This is a genomic window from Bacillus carboniphilus, from assembly GCF_039522365.1.
Taxonomy (GTDB): Bacteria; Bacillota; Bacilli; order Bacillales; family JC228; genus Bacillus_BF; species Bacillus_BF carboniphilus.
The window spans coordinates 178277-203351 of sequence record NZ_BAAADJ010000064.1; the positions used below are offsets into that span (position 1 = coordinate 178277).

Annotated in this window: 26 protein-coding genes and 1 pseudogene; 25 read left to right on the forward strand and 2 right to left on the reverse strand. The window is 36.8% G+C overall.

What is annotated here, in order from left to right:
* Positions 1–5 precede the first annotated feature (5 nt).
* The 7 genes from resB (at position 6) to ABDZ91_RS21165 (ending at position 8466) form a co-directional block, all read left to right on the forward strand.
* Complete coding sequence (resB, locus tag ABDZ91_RS21135; protein WP_343803783.1) at positions 6–1661, forward strand: cytochrome c biogenesis protein ResB; 1656 nt, start codon at positions 6–8, stop codon at positions 1659–1661.
* Positions 1658–2845: a c-type cytochrome biogenesis protein CcsB gene (ccsB, locus tag ABDZ91_RS21140; RefSeq protein ID WP_343803785.1), complete on the forward strand. Its 1188-nt coding sequence runs from the start codon at positions 1658–1660 to the stop codon at positions 2843–2845. The genes resB and ccsB overlap by 4 nt, the downstream gene beginning before the upstream one ends.
* A 94-nt stretch (positions 2846–2939) precedes the next feature.
* A complete protein-coding gene (locus ABDZ91_RS21145) occupies positions 2940–3659 on the forward strand; it encodes a response regulator transcription factor (protein ID WP_343803787.1) in 720 nt (239 codons plus the stop codon).
* Positions 3656–5446 (forward strand): ATP-binding protein, encoded by a 1791-nt coding sequence (locus ABDZ91_RS21150; RefSeq protein ID WP_343803789.1) that lies wholly within the window; start codon positions 3656–3658, stop codon positions 5444–5446. Before ABDZ91_RS21145 ends, ABDZ91_RS21150 begins: the two co-directional genes overlap by 4 nt.
* Positions 5447–5596: 150 nt before the next feature.
* Positions 5597–6148, forward strand: coding sequence for an RNA polymerase sigma factor SigX (gene sigX / locus ABDZ91_RS21155; RefSeq protein ID WP_343803791.1), 552 nt, complete (start codon positions 5597–5599; stop codon positions 6146–6148).
* A complete protein-coding gene (locus ABDZ91_RS21160; RefSeq protein WP_343803794.1) occupies positions 6120–7334 on the forward strand; it encodes a hypothetical protein in 1215 nt (404 codons plus the stop codon). Before sigX ends, ABDZ91_RS21160 begins: the two co-directional genes overlap by 29 nt.
* 142 nt (positions 7335–7476) lie before the next feature.
* Positions 7477–8466, forward strand: coding sequence for a M23 family metallopeptidase (locus tag ABDZ91_RS21165; protein ID WP_343803797.1), 990 nt, complete (start codon positions 7477–7479; stop codon positions 8464–8466).
* Positions 8467–8594: 128 nt separating this feature from the next.
* On the opposite strand, the gene ABDZ91_RS21170 is transcribed toward ABDZ91_RS21165, so the two are convergent.
* The gene (locus ABDZ91_RS21170; protein ID WP_343803800.1) at positions 8595–8843 is read right to left on the reverse strand and encodes a ferredoxin; all 249 of its coding nucleotides are present in this window, start codon (positions 8841–8843) and stop codon (positions 8595–8597) included.
* A 231-nt stretch (positions 8844–9074) separates the two neighbouring features.
* On the opposite strand from ABDZ91_RS21170, the gene ABDZ91_RS21175 reads away from it, so the two are divergent.
* The 11 genes and pseudogenes from ABDZ91_RS21175 to ABDZ91_RS21225 all read left to right on the forward strand — a co-directional run bounded on the left by ABDZ91_RS21175 (position 9075) and on the right by ABDZ91_RS21225 (position 18374).
* Positions 9075–10148 (forward strand): YpbB family protein, encoded by a 1074-nt coding sequence (locus tag ABDZ91_RS21175; RefSeq protein WP_343803803.1) that lies wholly within the window; start codon positions 9075–9077, stop codon positions 10146–10148.
* A complete protein-coding gene (locus ABDZ91_RS21180; RefSeq protein ID WP_343803806.1) occupies positions 10138–11622 on the forward strand; it encodes a RecQ family ATP-dependent DNA helicase in 1485 nt (494 codons plus the stop codon). The genes ABDZ91_RS21175 and ABDZ91_RS21180 overlap by 11 nt, the downstream gene beginning before the upstream one ends.
* A complete protein-coding gene (locus ABDZ91_RS21185; protein ID WP_343803809.1) occupies positions 11619–12221 on the forward strand; it encodes a CPBP family intramembrane glutamic endopeptidase in 603 nt (200 codons plus the stop codon). Before ABDZ91_RS21180 ends, ABDZ91_RS21185 begins: the two co-directional genes overlap by 4 nt.
* On the forward strand, positions 12199–12543 hold the full coding sequence (locus ABDZ91_RS21190; protein WP_343803812.1) for a hypothetical protein: 345 nt from the start codon (positions 12199–12201) through the stop codon (positions 12541–12543). Before ABDZ91_RS21185 ends, ABDZ91_RS21190 begins: the two co-directional genes overlap by 23 nt.
* A 90-nt stretch (positions 12544–12633) precedes the next feature.
* Complete coding sequence (locus ABDZ91_RS21195) at positions 12634–13092, forward strand: YpbF family protein (RefSeq protein WP_343803815.1); 459 nt, start codon at positions 12634–12636, stop codon at positions 13090–13092.
* A 121-nt stretch (positions 13093–13213) separates the two neighbouring features.
* Complete coding sequence (locus tag ABDZ91_RS21200; RefSeq protein ID WP_343803818.1) at positions 13214–13849, forward strand: CBS domain-containing protein; 636 nt, start codon at positions 13214–13216, stop codon at positions 13847–13849.
* Between the two features lie 57 nt (positions 13850–13906).
* Positions 13907–14284, forward strand: a complete 378-nt coding sequence (locus ABDZ91_RS21205) for a hypothetical protein (RefSeq protein ID WP_343803821.1) — start codon at positions 13907–13909, stop codon at positions 14282–14284.
* Positions 14285–14288: 4 nt separating this feature from the next.
* A complete protein-coding gene (locus tag ABDZ91_RS21210) occupies positions 14289–15071 on the forward strand; it encodes a metallophosphoesterase (protein ID WP_343803824.1) in 783 nt (260 codons plus the stop codon).
* Between the two features lie 88 nt (positions 15072–15159).
* The gene (locus tag ABDZ91_RS21215) at positions 15160–15708 is read left to right on the forward strand and encodes an adaptor protein MecA (protein ID WP_343803827.1); all 549 of its coding nucleotides are present in this window, start codon (positions 15160–15162) and stop codon (positions 15706–15708) included.
* A 326-nt stretch (positions 15709–16034) separates the two neighbouring features.
* A complete protein-coding gene (locus ABDZ91_RS21220) occupies positions 16035–17312 on the forward strand; it encodes a Glu/Leu/Phe/Val family dehydrogenase (RefSeq protein WP_343803830.1) in 1278 nt (425 codons plus the stop codon).
* 107 nt (positions 17313–17419) lie between these two features.
* Positions 17420–18374, forward strand: a pseudogene (locus tag ABDZ91_RS21225) (YpdA family putative bacillithiol disulfide reductase).
* Between the two features lie 39 nt (positions 18375–18413).
* Here ABDZ91_RS21225 and ABDZ91_RS21230 read toward each other — a convergent pair.
* Positions 18414–19397 carry an asparaginase gene (locus ABDZ91_RS21230; protein ID WP_343803833.1) on the reverse strand — a complete coding sequence of 328 codons (984 nt, stop codon included), beginning with the start codon at positions 19395–19397 and terminating at the stop codon, positions 18414–18416.
* Between the two features lie 112 nt (positions 19398–19509).
* Between ABDZ91_RS21230 and prsW the strand changes: the two genes are divergently transcribed.
* The 7 genes from prsW to ABDZ91_RS21265 all read left to right on the forward strand — a co-directional run bounded on the left by prsW (position 19510) and on the right by ABDZ91_RS21265 (position 24971).
* Entirely contained in the window at positions 19510–20184 is a 675-nt protein-coding gene (gene prsW, locus ABDZ91_RS21235) for a glutamic-type intramembrane protease PrsW (protein ID WP_343803836.1), read from the forward strand.
* Between the two features lie 145 nt (positions 20185–20329).
* Complete coding sequence (gene sleB, locus ABDZ91_RS21240) at positions 20330–21238, forward strand: spore cortex-lytic enzyme (RefSeq protein ID WP_343803839.1); 909 nt, start codon at positions 20330–20332, stop codon at positions 21236–21238.
* Positions 21239–21247: 9 nt separating this feature from the next.
* A complete protein-coding gene (ypeB, locus tag ABDZ91_RS21245) occupies positions 21248–22588 on the forward strand; it encodes a germination protein YpeB (RefSeq protein WP_343803842.1) in 1341 nt (446 codons plus the stop codon).
* A 135-nt stretch (positions 22589–22723) separates the two neighbouring features.
* Positions 22724–23374 carry a flagellar brake protein gene (locus tag ABDZ91_RS21250; protein WP_343803845.1) on the forward strand — a complete coding sequence of 217 codons (651 nt, stop codon included), beginning with the start codon at positions 22724–22726 and terminating at the stop codon, positions 23372–23374.
* A gap of 78 nt (positions 23375–23452) precedes the next feature.
* Complete coding sequence (locus tag ABDZ91_RS21255) at positions 23453–23632, forward strand: YpfB family protein (protein WP_343803848.1); 180 nt, start codon at positions 23453–23455, stop codon at positions 23630–23632.
* A gap of 62 nt (positions 23633–23694) precedes the next feature.
* Positions 23695–24378, forward strand: coding sequence for a (d)CMP kinase (gene cmk, locus ABDZ91_RS21260; RefSeq protein ID WP_343803852.1), 684 nt, complete (start codon positions 23695–23697; stop codon positions 24376–24378).
* Complete coding sequence (locus ABDZ91_RS21265) at positions 24375–24971, forward strand: lysophospholipid acyltransferase family protein (RefSeq protein WP_343803855.1); 597 nt, start codon at positions 24375–24377, stop codon at positions 24969–24971. Before cmk ends, ABDZ91_RS21265 begins: the two co-directional genes overlap by 4 nt.
* Positions 24972–25075 lie beyond the last annotated feature (104 nt).

The following is a 25075-nucleotide window of genomic DNA, read 5'->3' on the forward strand; positions in this document are numbered from 1 at the left end:
TCGGTATGGATCAAGTTAAGTGTGACTGTGGTCATGTAAATCCACATGGTACAGTTTTATGTGAGTCTTGTGGGAAAATACTTGTTGAATCAGAAGAAAAGAAACAGTTATTAGATATGAGGTATGAAGGAAGTGCAAGACGTTCCCAAACCTATAAGACTACGCTAATTGATAAGGTGTGGAACTTCTTTTCTTCTGTAAAAGTAGGGATATGGCTAATTATAGTCACCCTAAGTGCATCAGCTATCGGAACCATTCTTCCACAAGAAGCATTTATCCCAAAAAATATGCCAGCAGGCGCATACTACGAAAGCGAGTACGGTGTTTTTGGCCGCATTTATCATACATTAGGTTTCCATGACTTATATGGTTCTTGGTGGTACCTCCTACTCATAGCTTCAATAGGGGTGTCTCTTGTTATTTGTAGCTTAGACCGAGTGGTTCCATTATATCGTGCCTTAAAAGTACAAAGAGTTACGAAGCACCAAGGCTTTTTGAAAAGACAGAGATTGTATGTACACGTACCTGGTGAAGCGGATAAACTTGATGTAAATTGGGATAAGATTAAAGCTAATCTATCTAACAAACGATATAATATTCGTGAAGAGGATGGAAGTCTCTTAGCGGAAAAAGGTAGATTTTCAAGGTGGGGCCCTTATGTCAACCATATTGGTTTGATTATTTTCTTATTTGGTGGAATGCTTCGTTTTGTTCCAGGGATGTATATTGATGAAACTCTCTGGGTGAAAGAAGGAGAAATAAAGCCTATTCCAGGAACAGACCGTGAGTATTATTTGGAGAATAAAGATTTTTTAGTTGAAGTTTATGACGGTACCGAAAGAAATGGAGTCTTTCAAGAAACGCTAGAGCGCACTGGAGGAACAATAAGTAATTATCAAACAGATGTTGTCTTATACAAGCAATCCTCAGATACTATATTGGGTGAAAAACCTAAATTAGAAGAAGTAAAAGAATTTTCAATACAGGTAAATAAGCCGTTAACGTTTGAGGGATTTTCTTTATACCAAATCTCTTTTAACCAAGGTGAATTCGAAGCAATGAATTTTAATCTTGTCAATCAAAATACACAAGAGTCATTTGGGGAAATTCGAATTGATCTGGCTGAACCAGAGAAACAATATGATTTAGGTAACGGGCGGATTGTTGAGATTGTTCGATATTATCCAGATGTTAAATTTGATGAAAATTATATTCCGACAAATCAGTCACCATATCCGCGTAATCCTGCTTTCATATTTAACATGATTTCGCCTGAACATCCGGAAGGTGAAATGAGTGTTGTGGCTATTAGACAAACATTAGAACCAACAGGTCCAAATGATTATAAAATGGAATTTAGCCATATTGAACAAACTGAAGTCTCTGGATTGACTGTTAGAAAAGACCAGACACTTTGGATTCTAGCTCTGGGTGGACTAATTTTTATGATTGGCGTTATTCAAGGGTCCTATTGGAATCATCGAAGAATTTGGATTCAACGCCATGGACAGGATGTAATGGTTGCAGCCCATACGAACAAAAACTGGTTTGGTCTTAAGAAAGAAATTGAAAGGGTACTAGAAGATACCCCTCAATTTCATCCTGTTGATCAACACGTTAATAATGAGAAAAAAGTAGAAGAGGAGGTGGAGGAACAATGATTGGATTAAGTGGTAATCTATTATTTATATCATTTGTACTCTATTTGATTGGAACTTTTATTTTTGCTGGGGCTATTCGTCAAACTAAAAATATGAGCCATGAGAAAAGTGCAGAAAAATGGTCAAATGTTGGAATCGTTATTACAATAGTAGGATTATTAACTCACCTAGGATATTTTATCCTCCGTTGGATTGCGGCAGGACATGCTCCCGTTAGTAATTTATTTGAATTCATTACCTTCTTTGGAATGATGTTAGTTGCTGCATTTGTAGTCATTTATTTTATTTATAAGAATGCAGTTTTAGGACTATTTACATTACCTATTGCCTTACTTATTATCGCTTATGCAAGTATGTTTCCATCAGAAGTTGCACCATTAGTTCCCTCACTCAAGAGCTATTGGTTGCATATACACGTAACGACTGCAGCTGCAGGTGAAGCTGTATTAGCTATAAGCTTTGCTGCCGGAGTCATTTACTTGATTAAGTCAGTGGATCAATCTAAAAATAGCAAACAAGCAAAATGGCTTGAAGTCGTTATGTATTCCTTAATCACAGTTGTTGGTTTCATTGTAATCACAACAAGCTTTAATTTAGCTGGGTATGAGAGTGAATTCTCCTATATTGATAAAGAAGGAAAGAACGCCTATGATAGTTATCAGTTACCAGCAGTATTTGGACCTCATGAAGGGACTCTTTTAACGGAAGGTAGCTTTGAACCAATTGTCTATGTTCCTGATTGGGTAAATGCTAGGAAGTTAAATACATTTGTATGGTCACTCGTTTCAGGGGTGATCCTCTATTTACTAACTAGGCTGATTCTAAGAAAAAGAGTAGGGGCAGCTTTAAAGCCACTAACGAAAAATGCGAAATTAGATGTTTTAGATGAAATCGGTTATCGTTCTGTTCTGATTGGATTCCCAATCTTTACATTAGGTGCTCTTATATTTGCAATGATATGGGCTCAACTAGCATGGAGCCGCCTATGGGGATGGGATCCTAAAGAGGTGTGGGCACTTATTACATGGCTGTTTTATGCTGCTTTCTTACACCTTCGTTTATCAAGAGGATGGCATGGGCAAAAATCTGCCTGGTTAGCCGTAATTGGTTTTGCTATTATTATGTTTAACTTGATTGTTGTAAACTTAGTTATTGCAGGACTGCATTCATATGCAGGTGCATAATTTAGAAGTTTCTTAAGTATATATGACCTTCACAGTAAGCTGTGGAGGTTTTTTGTACATAGATTTCCATTTAACTGATGAGGAGTGGCTGATTATGAATGAACAAACATATTCTGTTTTAATAGTGGATGATGAGGAAAGAATTCGTCGTTTATTAAAAATGTATCTTGAAAGAGAAGAGTTTCAGATTGAAGAAGCATCGGATGGTGTAGAAGCTTTAGAAAAAGCTCTTGAAACCGATTATGATGTCATATTATTAGACTTAATGATGCCTGAGATGGATGGACTAGAAGTTTGTCGAAGACTTCGAGAAAAGAAATCTACTCCTATTATTATGCTAACAGCAAAAGGTGAAGAGGCTAACCGTGTTCAAGGCTTTGAGATGGGAACAGATGACTACATTGTCAAACCCTTTAGTCCTCGTGAAGTTGTTTTACGTGTGAAAGCATTATTAAGAAGAGCGTCAAAAACAAGCTACTTAAGTACTGAAACATCAGCAAAGAATGTAATTGTATTCCCACACTTAACAATCGACCATGACGCCCACCGAGTATCGGCAGATGGAAAGGAAGTAAGCTTAACACCTAAGGAATATGAACTTCTTTACTTTCTTGCAAAAACGCCAGATAAAGTATATGACAGAGAGCACTTACTTAAAGAAGTATGGCAGTATGAATTTTTCGGTGATTTACGTACGGTGGATACACATATAAAACGATTGAGAGAAAAACTGAGTAAAATTTCAGAACCTGCCGCTAAAATGATTGTAACTGTATGGGGTGTCGGCTATAAGTTTGAGGTTGGAGCTGAATGATCTGGAAGAGTGTTGTAGGTAAGCTTTGGATAACAATCCTTTTACTTCTTTCTTTTGTATTGTTTGTTCTTACGATGTTATTACTGGAATTTTTCCAAAACTATCACGTGGATGAGATAGAGAAAGAAGTTTCTCAAACTGCTTCAAAAGTGGCCATCATCATGGAAGAGCATGAAGATATTGAGCTTGCCTTGGAAATTGTCGGAGAACTAGTGGATGAAGCTACTCATATCGTTGTATTTACAGGAGAAGGAAAAACCTACTTTCTTCCTAGTAATATAGATGACCATCTTCCGGTAGATTTCTTTAAGCAAAATGAACAACTAAGTGGAGTTATTGAAAGTAGAGACATGGTTCAAATTGAAATCTCTGCTCCTGGTCAAATAAGAGGAGATCGCTTTTCCAATATGATTGTTTCAGGCGTTCCATTCGTTGAACCATCTGGAAGTCAAGGTGTAGCCTATATTTATCAATCGTTGGAGGTTATGAGAGAAACGACCGAACAAACGACAAAATTTATTCTATTAGCAGCTGGAATTGCTATTATTTTAACGACAGTTTTTGCCTTTTTCCTTTCAACAAGAATCACAGCTCCACTTTTAAAAATGAGAGAAGCTGCTTCTGAAGTCGCTCGTGGGAACTTTGGGACTAAGGTTCCAATATTAACGAGTGATGAGATCGGTGAGCTAGCCATTGCCTTTAATAAAATGGGTAAACAGTTAAAAAATAACTTGAGTGCTCTCAAACAGGAGAAGGAACATCTTTCAAGTATTTTAAGTAGTATGGCAGATGGGGTAATTACAATAGATCGTGATGGCTCCATCCTTATAACAAACCCTCCTGCAGAGAGGTTTTTAAAGTATTGGTACTATGAAGAAGAAAGCAATGAATCTAGTGATAAAGAGCTTCCGCCTAAAGTACGGGACCTATTTCAATCTGCCGTTCTAACTGAGCAGGAGCAAACGGATGAAATTTATTTACAGGGGCGATCTTGGTCATTTATTGTAAGTCCACTGTATAATCAACAGTCTGTAAGAGGCGCTGTAGCGGTCGTCCGTGATATGACGGAAGAAAGACGGATGGATAAGCTCCGAAAAGATTTTATTGCCAATGTTTCACATGAATTAAGAACCCCTATTTCAATGCTTCAAGGATATAGCGAGGCAATAGTAGATGACATTGCAGGCTCAGAAGAAGAGAAGAAAGAAATTGCAAAAGTCATCTATGACGAATCGCTTCGTATGGGAAGGTTAGTCAATGATTTATTAGATTTGGCAAGGGTGGAAGCAGGACATATCACGCTATATCACGAAAATGTAAACATGTACCCTTATCTAGACCGCGTTTTGAAAAAGTTTCACGGTGTTGCGAAAGAAAAAGAAATTTCATTAGGTTTAGAGGGTGTGCTTGAAAATGATCAAATGGTTTTCGATGTGGATAAAATTGAACAAGTCTTTACAAACCTAATTGATAATGCCATACGCCATACACCAAGAGGTGGGTCTGTTAAGGTCATAAGTAAATTGAATGAACGAGGCTGGTCCGTTGACATTCAGGATACAGGGACAGGAATTCCTGAGGAGGATTTGCCATTTGTTTTTGAACGTTTCTACAAAGGCGATAAGTCGCGTACTAGAGGAAAATCGGGAACCGGACTTGGGTTGGCTATTGCTAAGAACATTATAGAAGCTCATGAAGGACATATATCTGTTCACAGCAAAAAAGGACAAGGAACGACTTTTTCGTTGTTTATTCCTCGAAAATTAGAAGAACATAGCATTTACTGACGAAATATCTTGTTCCATGAGAAACAATGGTTGTCCACTTTTAGGTGCAATTCACACTACCAAATTTTTTCAAAAAAAGATATAGTTATAGCAAGTGTAACTTTTTTCTATTGTTTTCGACTAATATTATGAAAACGGGGAGGGGACGAAATGGACTCCGTTTTTCAACGTATCTATGATGAATATCATCAAGACTTATTTCAATTCCTATTTTACATGGTACAAAATAGGGAGCACGCTGAAGACTTAGTCCAAGAAGTGTACATAAGAGTGCTAAAAGCTTATGATCGCTTCGAGGGTAAGAGTAGTGAAAAAACCTGGCTTTTTTCAATTGCTAGAAATGTTGCGATTGATTTTTTTCGTAAGCAAAAAAATTGGAAAAAAAGACTTCTCGATTCATTTGATTGGGGAGAAAACCAAATCAAGGATAAAGAACCAATTCCAGAAGACGTTGCTGTACAAAATGAAGAAATCAAATGGATGTATGAATGCCTTCACGAATGCTCTGTAGACCAACGACTTGTTATTATAATGAGATATATTCAATCACTGTCAATTGCAGAAACGGCTGAAAGCCTTGGATGGACAGAGAGTAAAGTGAAGACAACTCAACACCGAGCCATTAAAGCTTTGAGAAAGGCTATGGAGAATCGTATGGAAAAGGAGGGGAAAGATGGTGAGCAATACTTCTTGGGACGATAAAAAGATTGAAGATCTTTTAAAGAGCATGCCCAAGGTAGAGGATCACCGTAGCCAAAGCGAGATCTACTATCAAGTTCAAAAGCGCATGCGGAAAGAAAAACGTAATTACTGGTTTATCCCTGCTGCTGCCGTTGCTGCTGTATTATTGCTATCATTGTTACTCTATCCATCGATTTTTTCTAATGATCAAGCTTTAAATGAGTCGGAAAGGGATATGGATCAAAAAATAGCTATGACCGATGATCATGCAGCAGATGCATTAGACACAGAGCAAGATGAACTTTCAGCAAAATCATTCGAAGGAGAGTCTGCAGAAAGTGATAATGATAATACTGAAATGGGTATTGGAATGCTTACACATATTCCAAGTAAAACAGCCCTGTATCAGGAACAACTTTCTGATCAGTCAACAGCCATCACGTATGCGGTACCTGATGAACAAGCTCAAAATATAGTGCCTGTTACGATCACAGTACCAAGTAGTAAAGAAGTAACCTGGGTAGAACAATACAACAATCATGTGGATGATGTTCCTTATGAAGAACTTGGCTTAAATGGAGAGTATTTACCTTATAAGGGAGAGGTCTCTATTGCTAGTGACAATGTTCTTCAACTGGACTTAGTTGAGGGTCATCCATATTCTGCTGGTTCTGCCTCAAATGTAAACTTGCTTAATTCCTTAAACTATACATTTGCAGATAGTCCATTTGAAAAAGTAAAGCTTACTACCAATGGAGCACCTGGTATGGATTTTGGGAATTTTGGCAATGTGGAAGAACATATTTTGAAAAAGAAATTACAGAATCCGTTCTTCATTTATAAAAAGACTGAGGATTCCAAAGCATTATTAGCGCCATATATGGATAATACTTTTTCAACTATACAAGAAGCTTTCAATGCTATGAAAGAGGATATTGAAACACATGATTTACGTGGTCCTTTAAAAGACATTGAATTAGTCGGAGTTAGTGAGAATGAGTTAGAGCTTACTGTCGAATTTGGAGATGAACTGCTTCCTGATACAGATGAAAGTATGTTGGCTATTGAAGCAATTTTACTAACAGCCAAGAACTATGGTTTTGAGACAGTTGTTTTGAAGCATCCATCTCAAGTAGGGTTTGCAGGATTTTTATTTAATGAACCGATTCGTGTACCGATAGCACCAAATTATCTAGAACAGTATTAAAGAGAGAAACGCTAGCCATAATGGTTAGTGTTTTTCTTTTTGTCTTTTAGCTAGGAGACAATGTTCAGTAAACTTGAGGTTCTAATGTTGGACGGCCACTCATATTTGTATTATTAAGTCTAAAGCGATAGGAGGATGAGCTATGAAGGACTATATCAGAAGATTGTTGATTGTAGCCCTGATGGCTTTTTTTATCTCTCTCCTATTTGTTGGAGGAAGAGCTGAAGCAAGTGAAGTTGATACGGAAATATGGTTATGGCCAGCTGATGGTGTCTTATCTGATCATTTTGGATCCAGGCACGGTTATCATTACGGAATTGATATTGCGGGTCAATGGGGCTCTCATATTCATTCGGTTTACGATGGAAAAGTTATTAAGTCTTATTATTCATATAGCTACGGCAATGTTATTTTTATTGAACACCCAAGTGGATATGTCACCGTTTATGCCCATCTTGCTAGACGGTTGAAGGATGTTGGTGAGACTGTATCTAGTGGGGAAATCATTGGAACGATGGGCACAACCGGTCGTTCTACAGGGGTACATCTCCATTTTGAGGTGCATACATCCGAATGGAATTATGGAAAAACAAATGTTATAGACCCTTCAACTATATACGGTAATCTTAAGATAGGTGAGCAAACGAGTGTAGAATCTAGGATGCTTTATGTCCAAAATGTTCTTCACGAAAGAAAAAAGAACATACTCTTGAAAGAAGGTTTGTGGCAAAACCTTGATAGCAGTGAGTCAGCAAATGAGTGGATTGAAATTCCGCTACAATCCGTGACATCTAATAAAACAGAGTCTTTTCATTTTATCTTGATCAATCGAGAAATATCGATATCAGCTTATAATCTTCCAAATACATATATTGATTTCTCCGGACTATTTTTAATGGTAGCTCTCATCAGAAGAAAAGGTTCAGAGGGACAGCTTTGTGTACCCATTTTTGTGCGAAATGAAAAGGTTGCATGTATAAAGGACAAAATCGTAACCACCCTGGCACAACCAAAATGGGTGAGTAGTATAGTGCTAAAAATTCAAAACCTTTTATTACAATTTTTAGTAGTGATGAATCAATACATTCGAACACGACTATTAATTCACAGAGTTAATGTACATGGAACGTAGTTGTGCTCCTATTTTTCTATATTAAAAAGACACCGAAATAAGGTGTAAATCAGTGAAAAATGCTTAATGATTGAGTTTACAATTAAAAATAAAAAAAGAGACAGCCATCACTGTCTCTTTTTGTGCTTCTATTCAAATTTAAGCGGGTCACCTTCGAATGGTTCATCCGCAACTTTAATGGAATCCGTAGGACAACCTTCAAAAGCGTCCATCATGTCATCGAGTAAGATATCTGGAATCTCCACAATTCCCTCGTTATCATCAAGTGTTACAAACGCAATTCCTTCATCATCATAATCATAAATATCCGGTGCAGCCGCTCCACAAGCACCACACGCAATACAAGTTTCTTTATCTACAATTGTATATTTTGGCATTATAAAACCCTCCCGAAATCAATACAGTCAATGTCTATATTATATAAGCCTCTGATGACATCTATATATGCTCACTATTATTGTATAGGTCTAGTTGTGACTTTTCAATAAGAAAAGTTGTGAAACCCATATTCCTTAGTAAAATGATGTAAATTGTTATTGGATTATAGGCTAAATATGTTCAAGTCATGTTACAATGTAGGCAATAATGTCTGATCTAAGGTGAAGATTATGTCTACTTCAAATTATTATTTTAAAGGATTATTACTATACTGCTTAGCACGAATTAAGGACGAAAGGTCCATCTATTCTATTTACCATATATTAAAAGGGAAAAAATCTTCTCAAACTATTCAAGATTGTCATCTCTTTCAATTATATTCATTATTCAGTTGTTATCGTTCCCTAAAGAGAGGGTATTTAGACGAACAAATCAAGCAATTAGTTTCCTCAGGGGAGCTTGAACTAGTGGATCAGGATAAAAGTATTTATTTGATAACATTGAGAGGTAAAGAAACATTAAGCAATTGGGAAAATGTATCAGGATTACCTCAGTATTTAAACGGTGGTTGGTTTCATACGGTAGATGAAATATTTTGGAGAAGGCTTACCATCAGTACCCAGGTGCTATCCCATTTAGTTCGCGGCCAAAACAGGTTTATTCCAGTTTCACGAGATGAACAGATATTAAAATGGGTGAAGAAATGGAGAAAAAAACAGACTTCCATTCCAAATGCTTCTCAGATGTTACATATAGAACTATATTTCTTGTTGAACCAATTACAGCCCTTACAAGCAACTTTGATTGTAAATAAATTTACGGGGACTAATCAGGTTGGAAAAACCACTACTCAAATAAGTCAGCAGCTTAACATAGAGCCATTTCAAGGCCACTTGAATTTTCTAAGTACTCTTCACTTCATAATGAGAAAAGTAATACAAGAGAAAGTAAGCTATCCCATGTTATATAGTATGATAGAAGATTTAACCGGACAAAGCTTATTGACTCAATCAACAAGTAAGACCTACACCCTATTAAGAAAAGGATATTCAATTGAAGAAATAGCTCACTTACGAAAATTAAGAAAGAATACGATAGAAGATCATATTGTAGAAATTTCTCTTATCCAGGGCGATTTCGATATTACACCATTTCTTCCTTACGAGATGGGAAAAGAAATTTCCAAGACTGCAACACAAATAGGGACTAAAAAATTGAAGGCCATTAAGGAAAAACATCCAAATGCAAGTTATTTTCAAATTCGCCTTGTTCTAGCAAGGCAGGAGGTTTCACATGAATCTTGAAAGTAAGCTAAAAGAGTATTTCGGGTACTCAGATTTTAGACAAGGGCAAAAAGAAGTTGTGGAATCAGTTGTTTCAGGGCACGATACATTAGCGGTACTTCCAACAGGAACGGGGAAATCTTTATGCTATCAGTTAGCAGGCTACTTGCTTAATGGTCCTGTTGTCATTGTATCACCTTTATTATCTCTTATGCAGGATCAAGTTGAGTCCATTCGCTTTAGAGGGGAGAGGAGAGTAGCGGCTTATAACTCCTTTTTAAATAAAGAAGAAAAACAGGATTTTTGGAGAAACATACACCATTACCGTTTCCTCTTTTTTTCGCCAGAAATGCTGTCTTCTGATTACGTGATCGCTGAGTTATCTAAGCTATCGATCTCTTTGTTGGTTGTTGATGAAGCTCATTGTATCTCGCAATGGGGGTACGATTTTAGACCAGATTATTTACAACTAGGACAAGTTAGAAGTGCTATAGGAGATCCAAGAGTTCTTGCCCTTACAGCAACAGCTACAAAAGAAGTTCAACAAGATATTAAAGATAAGCTTATCTTTAAGGATAATCACCAAGACTTAATAGTCAGTGTAAATCGACCCAACATTATTTTCTCAGTCGAACCAGTCTCTAACATGAAGGATAAATGGGAGAAAGTATTATCTCTTGTATCTAAGCTTCCCAAGCCAGGTATCATATATTTTTCCAGTAAAAGGCTTGCGGAAGAAATTTGTAATTGGTTACAGGAGAATGGTGTAAGTAAAGTCGGATATTATCATGCCGATATAGAAACTGAGGACCGCATTTTGATTCAACAACAATTTCTGAGTAACCAATTAGATATTATATGTGCCACCAGTGCTTTCGGCATGGGGGTTAACAAAGAAGATGTTCGCTATGTGATACACTTTCAACCACCACTCCAGCTTGAGTCATTCGTACAAGAAGTTGGGAGAGCTGGTAGGGATGGAAAAGAAAGCTATTCCATCACTTTGTATTCAACGTTTGATGATCAATTCCAACAACAACTAATCGATTATGAACTTCCAACAGAAGAACAAGTACGATTTTTCTTTCAGCAAATAGAAAACGCTGTAGACCCGCAAGTAATGGTCAAAGAAGGATTTCTGCTTGAGACACATGTGAGAGTGTTACAATATCTTAATGAACAGTTTAGAATGTCTAAATTAGGGCTTACAGAAATTAGTTTAAACATAAATCAATGGATACAGGAAAGAAAAGGGTTAAAGCTTAAGAAAGCTGCGGATATGACTAACTGGATTCTAACTACTGATTGTAGAAGAAATAATATAGTTAAATATTTTGACGAACAAGAAGAAGTGAAACAAGAAGTGTGTTGTGACCGATGTGGATGGAGTTATACCAACATTCCCATTGCAGATAACCAATTAGAAGAAAAAGAAAATATAGCATGGCAACAACAACTTGCCATACTATTAGGACAAGAGGAAGTTAATGAATGAAAAAGCAAGCAGAACTTATTAAATCCTTGACCGACCGTCAATTGATTCTCAATTTATATGTGACACAGGGAATAATATTGTTATTGGCAATTATCCTTTCATATATTTTTTTAGACGGGCTTAAATCCTTGCTAGATTTAATACAATGGAATGATCTGGGAGCCTATTTGGTGGGGATAAGTGCCGGAATTTTAATCGTAATGATTGACCTAGTTTTATATAAAGTTCTTCCCGAAAGATTTTATGATGACGGTGGAATCAATGAGAGGATTTTTTTAAACCGACCTCCTTTGCAAATTTTTATGCTTGCAACCGTAATTGGTATAAGTGAAGAGTTACTTTTTAGAGGGGTTCTGCAAAATACGATAGGGTGGATTTGGACAAGCCTTCTGTTTGCTCTTATTCATTTCCGATACTTAAGTCACTGGTTCTTAACGGTTAACATAACGTTGCTTAGCTTTTTCATTGGCTATATCTATGTCATTACAAATAATTTAATAGCACCCATTGTGTTGCATATAACCGTTGACTTTTTATTAGGGTTGTTTTTAAAAATTCAAAAAAGGGGAAAAGAGGGTGTCAGTGATGTTAGTGAATGAGAAACAAAGTGTTGAAGACTTCAATGACCTACCTAGGTCACTTCCCCCTCGAAGCATGGTTCATAAGAAGCGAAAGAAGTCCAAGCAAAATAAAGGTAGGCAAAAAGATAAGCGTAAAGATGTAAAAGAGAAATCCGAAAAGGATGAAGTAAGTAAGAAAGGGCTTGGATACCCTCTCATTCGTTTACTAGCTGTTTTGTTTATTTTGTTACCATTAACATTCATCTATATTTTCACTTACTGGATGAATGATGAAAATAATAAAGTGAATGTTCAGCCCAAGAACTATTATGAACCCATCCAGATTGATGGGAACCACTGATTTAAACAGAATCATATTTACTAGGACAGGCTCATATAATGGATTGACACTTTAGAACATTTGTAACCTCATGTACAGGGGGATTGTTATATGGAGCCGTCTATTATTAAAATTGGAGACTGGACTGATCAAGCAACGAAACAATTATTACAGCTTGCAGTCAATAAAAAAAGGAAATTTGAAAAATATAAGCGATATCACTTGTATGCAGTATGGTTAACGATGTTTTCGGCTTTTTTTACTTTACTATATCTTTTTAGGGTTGTGATTGAACCCTACTCCGATTCCTTCCAAATTATGATTTCCGCTTTTGTAGAGAGTAGTTTTCATCTGTATTTATTGATACTTGTCGGAGGTTTTTATGGGGGAATGAATTTTTATAAGAAAAAGAAAACGAAGGCAGAAGATGAATACCATGCTCTAAGAAGGGAAATTGTAGATCGTAGTAAAGACTTATGGAAAAAAGAAGAGGCATGGCACAAACGGCATTTAGTTTACGATATGATGAAAAAAGAATTTGATATTAACTTATACCATGAAACAAAGTAATAAATGGGACTTAAGTCTCGTTTTTTTTTTTTATATCTTAAATGTTTGTTATGTTAAGAAGGGTTTTTTATCTTTTTTGTGGAATGTATTAAAGTAATGGAAAAGAAAGAGGTGACCAAGGATGTTTGTTAAAAGTTTGATGCTACCAAAGCATCGTTGTTACACAATTTCGAAAAATGATTCCTTAAAGAAAGCACTAGAACAGCTCGAAAAGCATGAAGTTGATGGTTTACCTGTATTGGATGGAAGTAGTTATGCTGGAATTATTACACGTTATTCAATTTATTCTAAGTTTTTTGAGGCGAATACAGATAGAGAGGCATTCCTATCATCAACAAAAGTGGAAGAGGTAGCCACACACCAAGATCAGTATTTAGAGGGGAACGAAATTTTCGAACATACCCTATTGGAATTAAAGGATTTTCCTTTACTGGCCGTTGTGGACGAAAATAAGACATTTTTAGGAATTGTCACTCGTTATGATATCTTAGACCAATTCCAAAGTGCTTTTGGTATGAAGAGAAAGGGCGTACGAATTGCCTTTACTTCTGTAGAGACAGAAGGTCGTATTGCTCGTCTTTCGGAGATTGCACGTCAATTCCATGAATCCATTATTTCTCTCGTTACGTTTGATGAGACAGATAAGCTTGTCCGAAGAATTGTAATGAAAATTGAAAAGAAAGATAACATCGATAAATTTATTAAAAAATTAGAAGACTCCGGTTTTAGAGTTCTTTATATTCATGAAGATGAATAATTCTTTGTAAAACTTTTCAATTCCTCTCATAACATAGCTTATGGGAGGGATTTTTTTATGTATCCGACTATGATCAAGGGGATTGCGGCTTTACTATCAGCTTACATGTTTATACTTTTGTTACCGACTCCTTCTCCTTTTACATTGGAGAATTTTTTGGCCGAGTGTATTTTAGATCCATTAGGATTTCTGGCAGCCATGTTTTCTTTTCTAATAGCTTTTCTGTGTTTAGGTAGCTTAATTCAAAGTTCCTTTCACTTTATTGCCTCGAAGGGAAAAAGGAAGAACTATCGTGAATTATTTTTGCAGGTTATCTGGATTCTTTCAATCTTATTACTCATCCATCTTGGTACATGGCATGTCTTATTACTTTATTGTTTTGCAATTTTTTATGGTATGATGTCTTTGAAAGATAAGACAGTTAATGGGGGATAAATGCATGCTCTCCATAGTAGTTGGTTTGCTTCTTTTAATAGGAATACTAATCTTGGTATATATGATTTTGGAAGCCTTTGCTTACAGAGTAAGAAGGGTTGACATAGATTTTCATGATTTTCCGCAAGAACAAATGCGGGTCTTTTTTATTTCTGATATCCACAATAGAACAGTAACCGAGAAGTTAATCAAAATGATTCCCGAAAAAATAGACATTGTCATCGTTGGTGGGGATTTAACAGATAAAAGGGTACCTTTTAGCCGCGTAGAACAAAATATTACGCAACTAAAAAGAATTGCCCCTGTGTATTTTGTATGGGGAAACAATGATTACCGTGTAGATTATAAACACTTAGATGCATTGCTTTTAAAATTAGGAGTAACGATCTTAGACAATACATCTGTGCAACTTGAAACGGGGAACGGAGAGAAAATCATTATAGTTGGCATTGATGATATGAGCCTTAGACGTGATCGCTTAGACTTAGCATTACAGGATGCACAAGAACTAGGAGAAGGATTTCGGATCTTGATTAGCCATAATCCACGTGCTATCAAAAAAATTAAACCTGCTGACCAAATAAAATTTATCTTAAGTGGTCACACCCATGGAGGTCAAATAAGGTTGTTTGGATGGGGATTATATGAGAAGGGTAGTCTTATCGAAGAAGACCAAGTAAAGCAACTGGTTAGCAACGGCTTTGGTACATCGAAAATACCTTTACGGCTTGGTGCTCCTGCTGAAACTCATGTGATTACCCTTAGAAAACAAAAACCTAATATTTAGTCTATATTGTAGCGTTATAGACAATGTACCAATTGATAAACCGCTCATACACTGTTGTAGAAGTCCGCTTTGGTTGGGAGGCTTCCATATGCAGATTGAACGGTTAGGTACAGGTCAATATAAGGTTTTTATTTCGGCGGAAGAATTAGAAGAAAGAAACATATCAAGTCATGAACTAGAAGAAGATCAAACGGGCTGGCACGACAATTTTTATGACTTGTTAGAGGAAGCGTGTGATTCACTAGGTGTACAGACAAGTCAGAATGTCTCAGTTGAATTATATTCATTACAGCCACATGGAATTTTTCTTATCCTGACACTGTTAGAGGATGAGTTGAACGAAGCATGGGTTGACTCGTCCAAATATAAGAGTGGAATATTTAAGTTCACTAACTTTGAGGATGTTGTAGACCTTTCAAAAAGATTTCCATTAGTTGAGCAAGTCGATTCATCTTTGTATGCTATGCAAGATAAGTACTGGTTAGTATTTCGGTGTAGTGAAGCCAACGTTGGATTGTATTCCTTAATCAGTGAATATGGTGAACCGACTTCAATAACACAATATGTATTAAATGAATACGGTAAGTCTATCCTAAAAGACAATGCTTTTAAAATTTTAAAGTACTGGTTTAAATAAGAACTGCATGATGTGCGGTTCTTTTGTTTTTTTCGGATATATCTAAGTGACGATACATAATGTAAATAGGGCAGGTCCTTTCCGGGTAATTCTAATTTTCTATAACTAACAATTTATGTGACAAAAGCATATAGGAAAGACTTAACAACGATAAAATCCCCCATTTTCATAATCTTTATGGTAGCGTTTTCATAATATAAAATAAATGGACGAAAAACTGCTAAATTCTTCTTGCATAAATGTGTTGAAGGTGTATACTATGTCTTGATGGGTGGACATACCACAAATTAGAATTATCATAGCTATTTCTTTTAGGAGGATTACAGATGGTAGCCGACAAAGCTAATGAAAATACAAACCTTGAAGACAAACATGACGTTTTAAAATCCACGCAAACGGTTATTCATAATGCATTAGAGAAGTTAGGGTATCCTGAAGAAGTTTATGAATTATTGAAGGAACCAATTCGAATGTTAACCGTTAAAATTCCAGTCCGTATGGATGACGGATCTGTGAAAGTATTTACTGGCTACCGGGCCCAGCACAATGATGCTGTAGGTCCAACAAAAGGCGGGATTAGATTTCATCCTAATGTAACGGAAAAAGAAGTGAAAGCTCTATCTATTTGGATGAGTTTGAAATGTGGAATTGTAGACCTACCATATGGTGGGGGAAAAGGCGGGATTGTGTGTGATCCGAGGGATATGTCTTTCCGAGAATTAGAAAAGTTAAGTCGAGGCTATGTAAGAGCCATCAGTCAAATTGTTGGTCCAACTAAAGATATCCCAGCTCCAGACGTATTTACCAACTCACAAATTATGGCCTGGATGATGGATGAATATAGTAGAATAGATGAATTTAACTCACCTGGATTTATTACAGGTAAACCGCTTGTATTAGGAGGCTCACATGGTAGAGACTCTGCAACTGCCAAAGGTGTTACGATTTGTATAAACGAGGCGGCCAAGAAAAAAGGTATAGAATTAAAAGGTGCAAGAGTTGTCGTACAGGGATTCGGAAATGCAGGAAGTTATCTATCCAAGTTTATGCACGATGCTGGTGCTAAAGTGGTTGGAATTTCAGATGCTTATGGTGGTTTATACGATCCAAACGGCTTAGATATTGATTATTTACTTGATAGACGTGACAGCTTTGGTACGGTAACAAAACTTTTCAAAAATACGATTACAAATAAAGAATTACTTGAATTAGATTGTGATATTTTAGTACCTGCAGCCATTGAAAATCAAATTACCGAAGAAAACGCTCATAACATCAGAGCAAAAATTGTGGTTGAGGCAGCAAATGGACCTACAACTCTTGAGGCTACTCAAATTCTTACTGAAAGAGGAATTCTACTTGTTCCGGATGTTCTAGCATCTGCAGGTGGTGTTACAGTATCTTATTTTGAATGGGTACAAAACAATCAAGGATACTACTGGACTGAGGAAGAAGTTGAGGAAAGACTTCACAAAGTGATGGTTAAGTCATTTAACAACGTCTTTGACGCTGCGCAAACTCGTCGTGTAGATATGCGTCTTGCAGCCTACATGGTCGGTGTTCGAAAAATGGCTGAGGCTAGCCGTTTCCGTGGCTGGATATAAATTCAAAAGGGTATAATAATTGAATCGAACTAAAAAATCTCCTATCATGTTAAGGTAGGAGATTTTTTTATACAGTGATGGTTGCTCAGGAGGAGTGTTAAAGAAAAGTGGTACAAGAAAAAGTTATTATTGTTGGTGGCGGTCCCTGTGGAATATCAGCTGCTCTGGCATTAAAAGATAAAGGTTTTGACCCTCTCATTATAGAAAAGGGGAATATTGTAAACGCAATTTATCATTATCCCACACACCAAACATTTTTTTCCTCAAGTGAAAAACTTGAAATTGGTGAGGTGCCTTTTATCATTGAGGGACATAAGCCTAAAAGAAATCAGGCATTAGCGTACTATAGAGAAGTTGTAAAAAGAAAAAAGCCAAGAATTCACACGTTTGAGAAAGTCGAAGAGGTTAAAAAAGAAGGTTCTTCTTTTAAAGTGAGAACAGATAAAGCCCTTTATGATTCCCAGTATGTCATTATTGCAACGGGCTATTATGATCATCCCAATTATATGAACATTCCAGGAGAGGAACTGTCTAAAGTATTTCATTACTTTAAGGAAGCTCATCCCTACTTTGATACGGACGTAGCGGTTATTGGTGGAAAAAACTCAAGTGTGGATGCCAGTCTGGAACTTGTAAAAGCTGGCGCAAGGGTTACGGTCCTATACCGTGGAAGTGAATACTCCCCAAGTATCAAACCTTGGATCCTTCCTGAATTTGAAGCACAAGTGAGAAATGGCGTTATTAAAATGGAGTTTAATGCATTTGTACAAAAAATAACAGACAACTCTATATAAGGTTCATGACAAGACAATGGAAATAAAAAATGATTTTGTATTTGCGATGACGGGTTATCATCCCGATCATGATTTCTTAACAAAAATGGGGGTAACCATCGATCCAAGTACTGGTAGACCTACTTACAATGAGGAAACCATGGAAACGAATGTCCCCGGAGTATTTATCGCTGGCGTTATAGCAGCTGGAAATAACGCAAATGAAATTTTCATTGAAAATGGAAGGCACCACGGTGCTCCAATTGCAGAGGCAATTGCAAACCGCTAATGGGACAAGGGGACAGGAACCTTGTCCCATTTTCTTTAGTTATAAAAATGGATGGAATATGCTTTCTAACTGATCATTTCGGATGCTGGAATCTTCTAAAGCTACTTGAAGCTTGACTCTTGCTTTTTGTCCATTTAGCCCATTAGCAAAAATAACTCCTAAATCCTTGAGCTGTTTCCCTCCGCCTTCATATCCATAAATGCCTTCTGCCGTACCATTAAAACACCTGGAAACCACGACAATGGGAACATTCTTAGAAAGTAAATGTTTCACTCCATCTACCGCTAGCGGAGGAATGTTTCCTTGTCCTAATGCTTCAAGTACGAGTCCATCGTACTTAGCTTCAGCTAAAGAATAAAGAAGGGTAGAATCAAAACCAGCATGCACTTTTAGCAAGGCTACTTTTTTCGTTACCTTATCAATCTGAAATGCCTCTCTAAAATTAGGCGTATGATGAAAAAACACACCGCGTTTTGAAACAATTCCAATGGGTCCATATTGTGGACTTTGGAACGTAGACACATTGGAGGCATGGGTTTTTGTCACATTAAAAGCGGAATGGATTTCATCATTTAGTACAACGAGTACTCCTTTTTTCCTCGCAGACTCACAAGAAGCTGTCCGAATGGCTGAAACTAAGTTGTAAAGCCCGTCCGATCCAATTTCATTACTAGATCTCATAGCACCGGTTAAAACAATGGGAATGTCCGTCTGAATAGTTAAGTCTAAAAAGTAGGCTGTTTCCTCTAATGTATCAGTTCCATGAGTAATAACAATTCCGTCAATCGGCTGAGATTGTATAGTCTCTTCGATGATCTGTTTTAGGATTAGCATTTCCTGAAGGGTAATGTGGGGTGAAGGAAGTTGAAAGGGCTCCTTCACTATAAAATTAGCTAAATCCTCGAGTAATTGTCCTTGTGCTATTAAGGGGTTTTCTCCACCTTGAATAACCGTTCCGCTTTGAACATCCTCCTTCATAGAGATTGTGCCACCGGTATGAATTAATAGGATATTTTTTTTCATATAAAAGCTCCACTCCTAGGTTGTAATTTCTAAGGTCTGGAAAAAATCAATTGTTTTCATGCCACTATTTCCATGATACGATTAAATAAAACAAGTGAAAAGGGGTCAACCTATGTTGGTCATTATGTCAGCTGGGATTGCACCTGGATTGGCATTACTAAGCTACTTTTATTTAAAAGATGAATACGATTCAGAACCAATACATCTAGTTTTCCGAACGTTTCTTTTTGGTGCTTTATTAGTTTTTCCAATTATGTTTGTCCAGTACGTACTATCTGTTGAAGGTATTTTTGTAGCACCCTGGTCAAAAGCCTTTATATCCACTGCAATGCTTGAAGAGTTCTTTAAGTGGTTTATATTATATTATACCATTTATCTATACAGTGATTTCGATGAACCTTACGACGGTATTGTGTATGGAACAAGTGTGTCTTTAGGATTTGCAACTGCTGAAAATATTCTATACCTTATTGGTCATGGTGTGGAGTATGCCATTGGAAGAGCTTTACTTCCTGTTTCCAGTCATGCATTATTTGGGGTGTTAATGGGTTACTACTTAGGAAAAGGTAAATTTTCTACTGAAGGAAAGCGTCCATTATACATTTTTTACGCACTTTGTATTCCCCTATTGCTACATGGGTCTTATGACCTTATCCTTCTTACCTCTGACCAGTGGATAATTTGGATGGTTCCATTCATGATTTTCTTATGGTGGCTAGGACTAAGGAAAGTAAAAAATGCAAAGAAGCTAACGGAAGTCCATGTATATGAGCGTAGTATTTCATAAACCTTTTTTGTCTATCGAGGCAAAAAGGGTTTTTTTGTTTCTCCTAACGAGTCATCTTTTTAGGAAGTTGAAATCAATTGCATAAAAAGTGAGGTTCTACAAAAAATAGGATTATTGCTAAACCATTACAACGGAGGGAAAATGCATGAAGCGATCTTTAATAGTTGTAAAAATTATAGCGATTTTCCTGATTTGTATAAGCTCTTTTTATTCTTACACAGGAGAAAACAATGTAAGAGCTTTTTCCAACCAGGTAATCCAACATGGGGCGGTCGGTGAAGATGTAATTGAATTGCAAGCTAGATTGCAATACTTAGGATTTTATAACGGAAAAATTGATGGAGTTTTTGGATGGGGCACCTATTGGGCACTTCGTAATTTCCAATACGAGTTTGGTATGAAAGTGGATGGTCTTGCCGGGCAAGAAACGAAGGCTAAACTAGCAAAAGCATCCCAATACAATGAGGAATATGTAAAAAGAAACATAAACCAAGGCAATAAATTCACACATTATGGAAAAACGCCTTTAGAACAGCAACAAAAACCATCAGGAAATAAAGGTGGCGGTAAAGCACCAGCACCTGGCACCAATCAAGGTGGTGGAAAAGCGACCGGTACTAATCAAGGTGGAGGAGGAAACAATCCGCCTGCTCAAACAACCCCTGATAAACCGACTGCTGCTAATACACCAGCTGGATTTTCTCAAAATGATATCCAATTGATGGCTAACGCAGTCTATGGTGAGGCTAGAGGAGAACCATATGAAGGGCAAGTGGCAGTTGCTGCTGTCATCTTGAATCGTGTTGAGAGTCCAACATTTCCAAATACAGTATCTGGTGTTATTTTCGAGCCTCTTGCTTTTACTGCGGTCGCGGATGGTCAGATTTGGCTCACTCCTAACGAACGTGCAAAAGAAGCTGTTCTTGATGCTATTAACGGATGGGATCCGACTGGAAATGCTATTTATTACTTCAATCCGGATACAGCAACAAGTTCTTGGATTTGGGGAAGACCGCAAATTAAACGAATAGGCAAGCATATATTCTGTAAATGAGGTGATTGGATGATTCGTGGAATACTAATAGGGGTCTTATCAGTCGCAGTCGTTGGAACAGCCTATTGGGGCTACCAAGAGCATCAAGAAAAAAATGCGATTTTAGTGAATGCAGAAAATAACTATCAAAGAGCCTTTCATGAACTTACCTATAATATAGATTTGTTGCATGATAAAATCGGGACCACACTGGCTATGAATAGTAGAGAATCCATTTCCCCAGCACTGGCTGATGTGTGGAGAGTGACATCTGAAGCTCAAAACGAAGTGGGGCAATTGCCACTAACACTGCTACCATTTAACAAAACGGAAGAATTCCTATCTAAAATTGGTGATTTCAGCTATAAGACAGCTGTAAGGGATTTAGAAAAGGAACCTCTGTCAGAAGAGGAGTATAAGAACTTACAAAGCTTATATGGGCAAGCTGAGGAAATTCAAAATGAATTAAGAAAAGTTCAACACATGGTACTAGAGAACAACTTACGCTGGATGGATGTAGAATTGGTTTTAGCTGGTGGAAAAGAGCCTGCAGATAACACAATCATTGACGGGTTTAAAACAGTTGAGAAAAAGGTAGAAGGATATTCGGAAACTGGATTCGCAGAGACTACCGATTCAGAATCTGCGGTTAACGATTACTCCCACTTAAAAGGGAAAGAGATTACAGAAGAAGAAGCTCTACAAATTGCAAAGAAATTTATTAACATTACAAATAAAAATGAAGTAAAAGTTACGGAAAATGGAGAAGGTTCCTCTTATGGTTTTTACTCCGTTACTGTACGTAATGGTAATAATCAAGCAAACCTTGATTTAACTAAAAAGGGTGGACACCCACTTTATCTTATTCAGCATCGGGACGTGAAGAATGCAAAAATCAGCCTAAATGATGGATTCAATAAGGCTGCTCAATTTTTGAAAAAGCACGGATTTGAAAATATGACATTGTTTGAAAGTGCCCAATATGATAATACGGGTGTCTATCTGTTCGTTTCTGAACAAGATGGAGTAAGAATCTATCCAGATTCAGTGCGCATAAAGGTTGGGTTAGATGATGGCGAGGTTCTTGCATTTTCTGCTGAAGACTACTTAAGCTTTCATCAAAAAAGGGACATCCCAGAGCCAACATTATCTACTGAGGAGGCAAAATCAAAGCTTAATCCAAACTTAAAGGTGATGGAGCAAAACGTTGCTCTCATCATCAACGAAGTGAAAGAAGAAGTTTTATGTTACGAGTTTCTAGGTACTATAAACAATGATACGTACCGGATTTACATCAATGCAGAGAATGGTTTTGAAGAAAAAGTTGAAAAGCTTAAAAATGCTGAACCGATATATGAAGATGTTGTATAAACTAAACTGACAGTTTTTACTGTCAGTTTTTTTTTAGTAAAAAGTATTACCCTTAAAGATTTTATAATATAGAAAATTTTATGATTACATGTCATAATAAATATATAAATTAGGCTAAAAGCAGGTGTAGGAGCATTGTTTAGGATTGGTAATCAACTTAGTATTGAACAGCTTAATGGACAAAATATAGAAGAATTTAAATGTACGATAATGGATTTTCAAGAAAACCAGGTTATAGTAGATTATCCTATACATATGAACGGTTCGAAACGGTTTAGTTATGCTGTTCAGTCAATCTGTAAAGCAAGATATATCAACGATGCAGGTCAATTATATTTATTTGACGTAACCATTACAGGTAGGAAGGTAGATCAAATCCCTGTAATCGTATTAAGTCATACAGGGGAAAAAGACTTTGAGAAATTTGAACAAAGGAAGTTTTTAAGAGTAAATACCCAGTTAGATGTGGCAATTCATCCAATTCAAAGGGAATTTCCTCCATTTACCACCATAACAAAAGATATAAGTGCTGGTGGAGCAGCTTTCTATGCCCCGAAAGATGACATGTTTTATAAGGGGATGAACATAGAATGTTGGTTTGTGTTACCAATGCAATCCGGTTACAATCAGTATTTAAAGCTTCAGAGTGAGGTTGTTTCAATCAATGATAATGAAAAGAAATCCAACCTTATTGCGGTCAGCTTTCAACAGCAAAGAGAAAACCATAAACAGCTATTATTGCGATATTGCTTTGAGCGCCAACTAGTATTAAAAAATAAAAAATAAACGTTCCATCCATATAGTTTTGAATAAGTATAAATTCTTTTCCATTCTTCCTATACTATTGGTAACGGAGGAATGATTATGAAACGTGGAGAAAGGATTATTATCAAGCTTGTCATCATACAAGCGATTGCACTTCTTTTTTTTCAAATAGTTTTTCATTATGCAGACATATTTCCTGAGCTTAAGAGACTTACTATGTATGAAGGGGTAAACAGTCAAAACTATACAAAAATAATCGAAACATTTAAAATTCCTTAAGCAGGTAAATACCTGCTTTCTTTTATGGTAAGATATAAAAAAAGATTTTATGAGGTGTACGTATGACAAGCCGAAAAATTTCAATTGCAATCGATGGTCCAGCTGCGGCCGGAAAAAGTACTGTAGCTAAAAAAATAGCTGAAAAACTTTCCTTCTTATACATAGATACCGGTGCAATGTACCGAACTTTAACATATAAAGCGCTCCAAGCCGATATAAATATAGAAGACGAAGCTGAACTTGTCCGTCTCTTAAATGAAACGGATATTGAATTGGTACCAGCAGTAGACGGCCAAAAGGTCATAATGGATGGACAAGATGTGTCCGATGAAATACGAGGGAACCAGGTAACCCGTAATGTATCAGCTGTTTCAAAACACAAAGGTGTTCGTGAAGAAATGGTTCGTAGACAACAAGAATTGGGCAACAAGGGTGGAGTTGTCATGGATGGGCGTGATATCGGCACCCATGTGTTACCAAATGCAGAGGTAAAGGTTTTCTTATTAGCTAGTGTAGAAGAACGAGCAAAAAGAAGACATGAGGAAAATATAAAGAAAAACATATCTTCTGATTTGGAATCACTTAAGGTCGAAATCGCCCATAGGGATAAGTTAGATTCAGAGCGGGAGGTAGCCCCTCTAAAGAAGGCAGATGATGCCATCGAATTAGACACGACTCATTTAACTATAGATGAGGTTGTATCTGAAATACTAAAGCTAGTTAGAGAAAGGGTCGATTTTCTTTGAGCTTCTATCAATTTGCTAAAACTGTGGTAGCAACCCTGTTAAAACCCTCGTTTAGAATAAAAATAATAGGGAAGGAGAACTTTCCAAAGGATGGGGGAGTATTACTCTGTACCAATCATATTAACAACCTCGACCCTCCTGTAGTCGGAATTACTTGTCCCCGTCCGGTTTCCTTTATGGCCAAAGCAGAATTATTTGATGTTCCCATTCTCGGTAATATCGTTCGGAAAGTCCGCGCCTTTCCTGTAAAGCGTGGAATGAGTGATCGAGAGGCACTAAGAAATGGCCTAAAAATTTTAAAAGATGGACATGTCTTAGGTTTATTTCCTGAAGGAACACGAAGCAAAACAGGTGAATTAGGTAAAGGCTTAGCAGGTGCCGGCTTTTTTGCGATGAGAACCGATGCCAAAATAGTACCTTGTGCCATAATTGGAGACTACAAATTTCTTAGAAGAATAACAGTGATTTACGGCAAACCATTAAATTTTGAAGAAATGCGTGAGAAAAAAGCATCGGCCGAAGAAGCGACTGACTATATTATGCAAGGGATTAAAGAATTAATTGATTCCCATAATAATGGAAACATCACTTGACAAATAATAAAAATTGTTAGAAGTTATTGTAAAGGAAAAAATCTGAAAGTACTGATTTTTACTGATGAAGTCTCTTTTAGTCTATTAAAGCTCTAGTCGTTTTA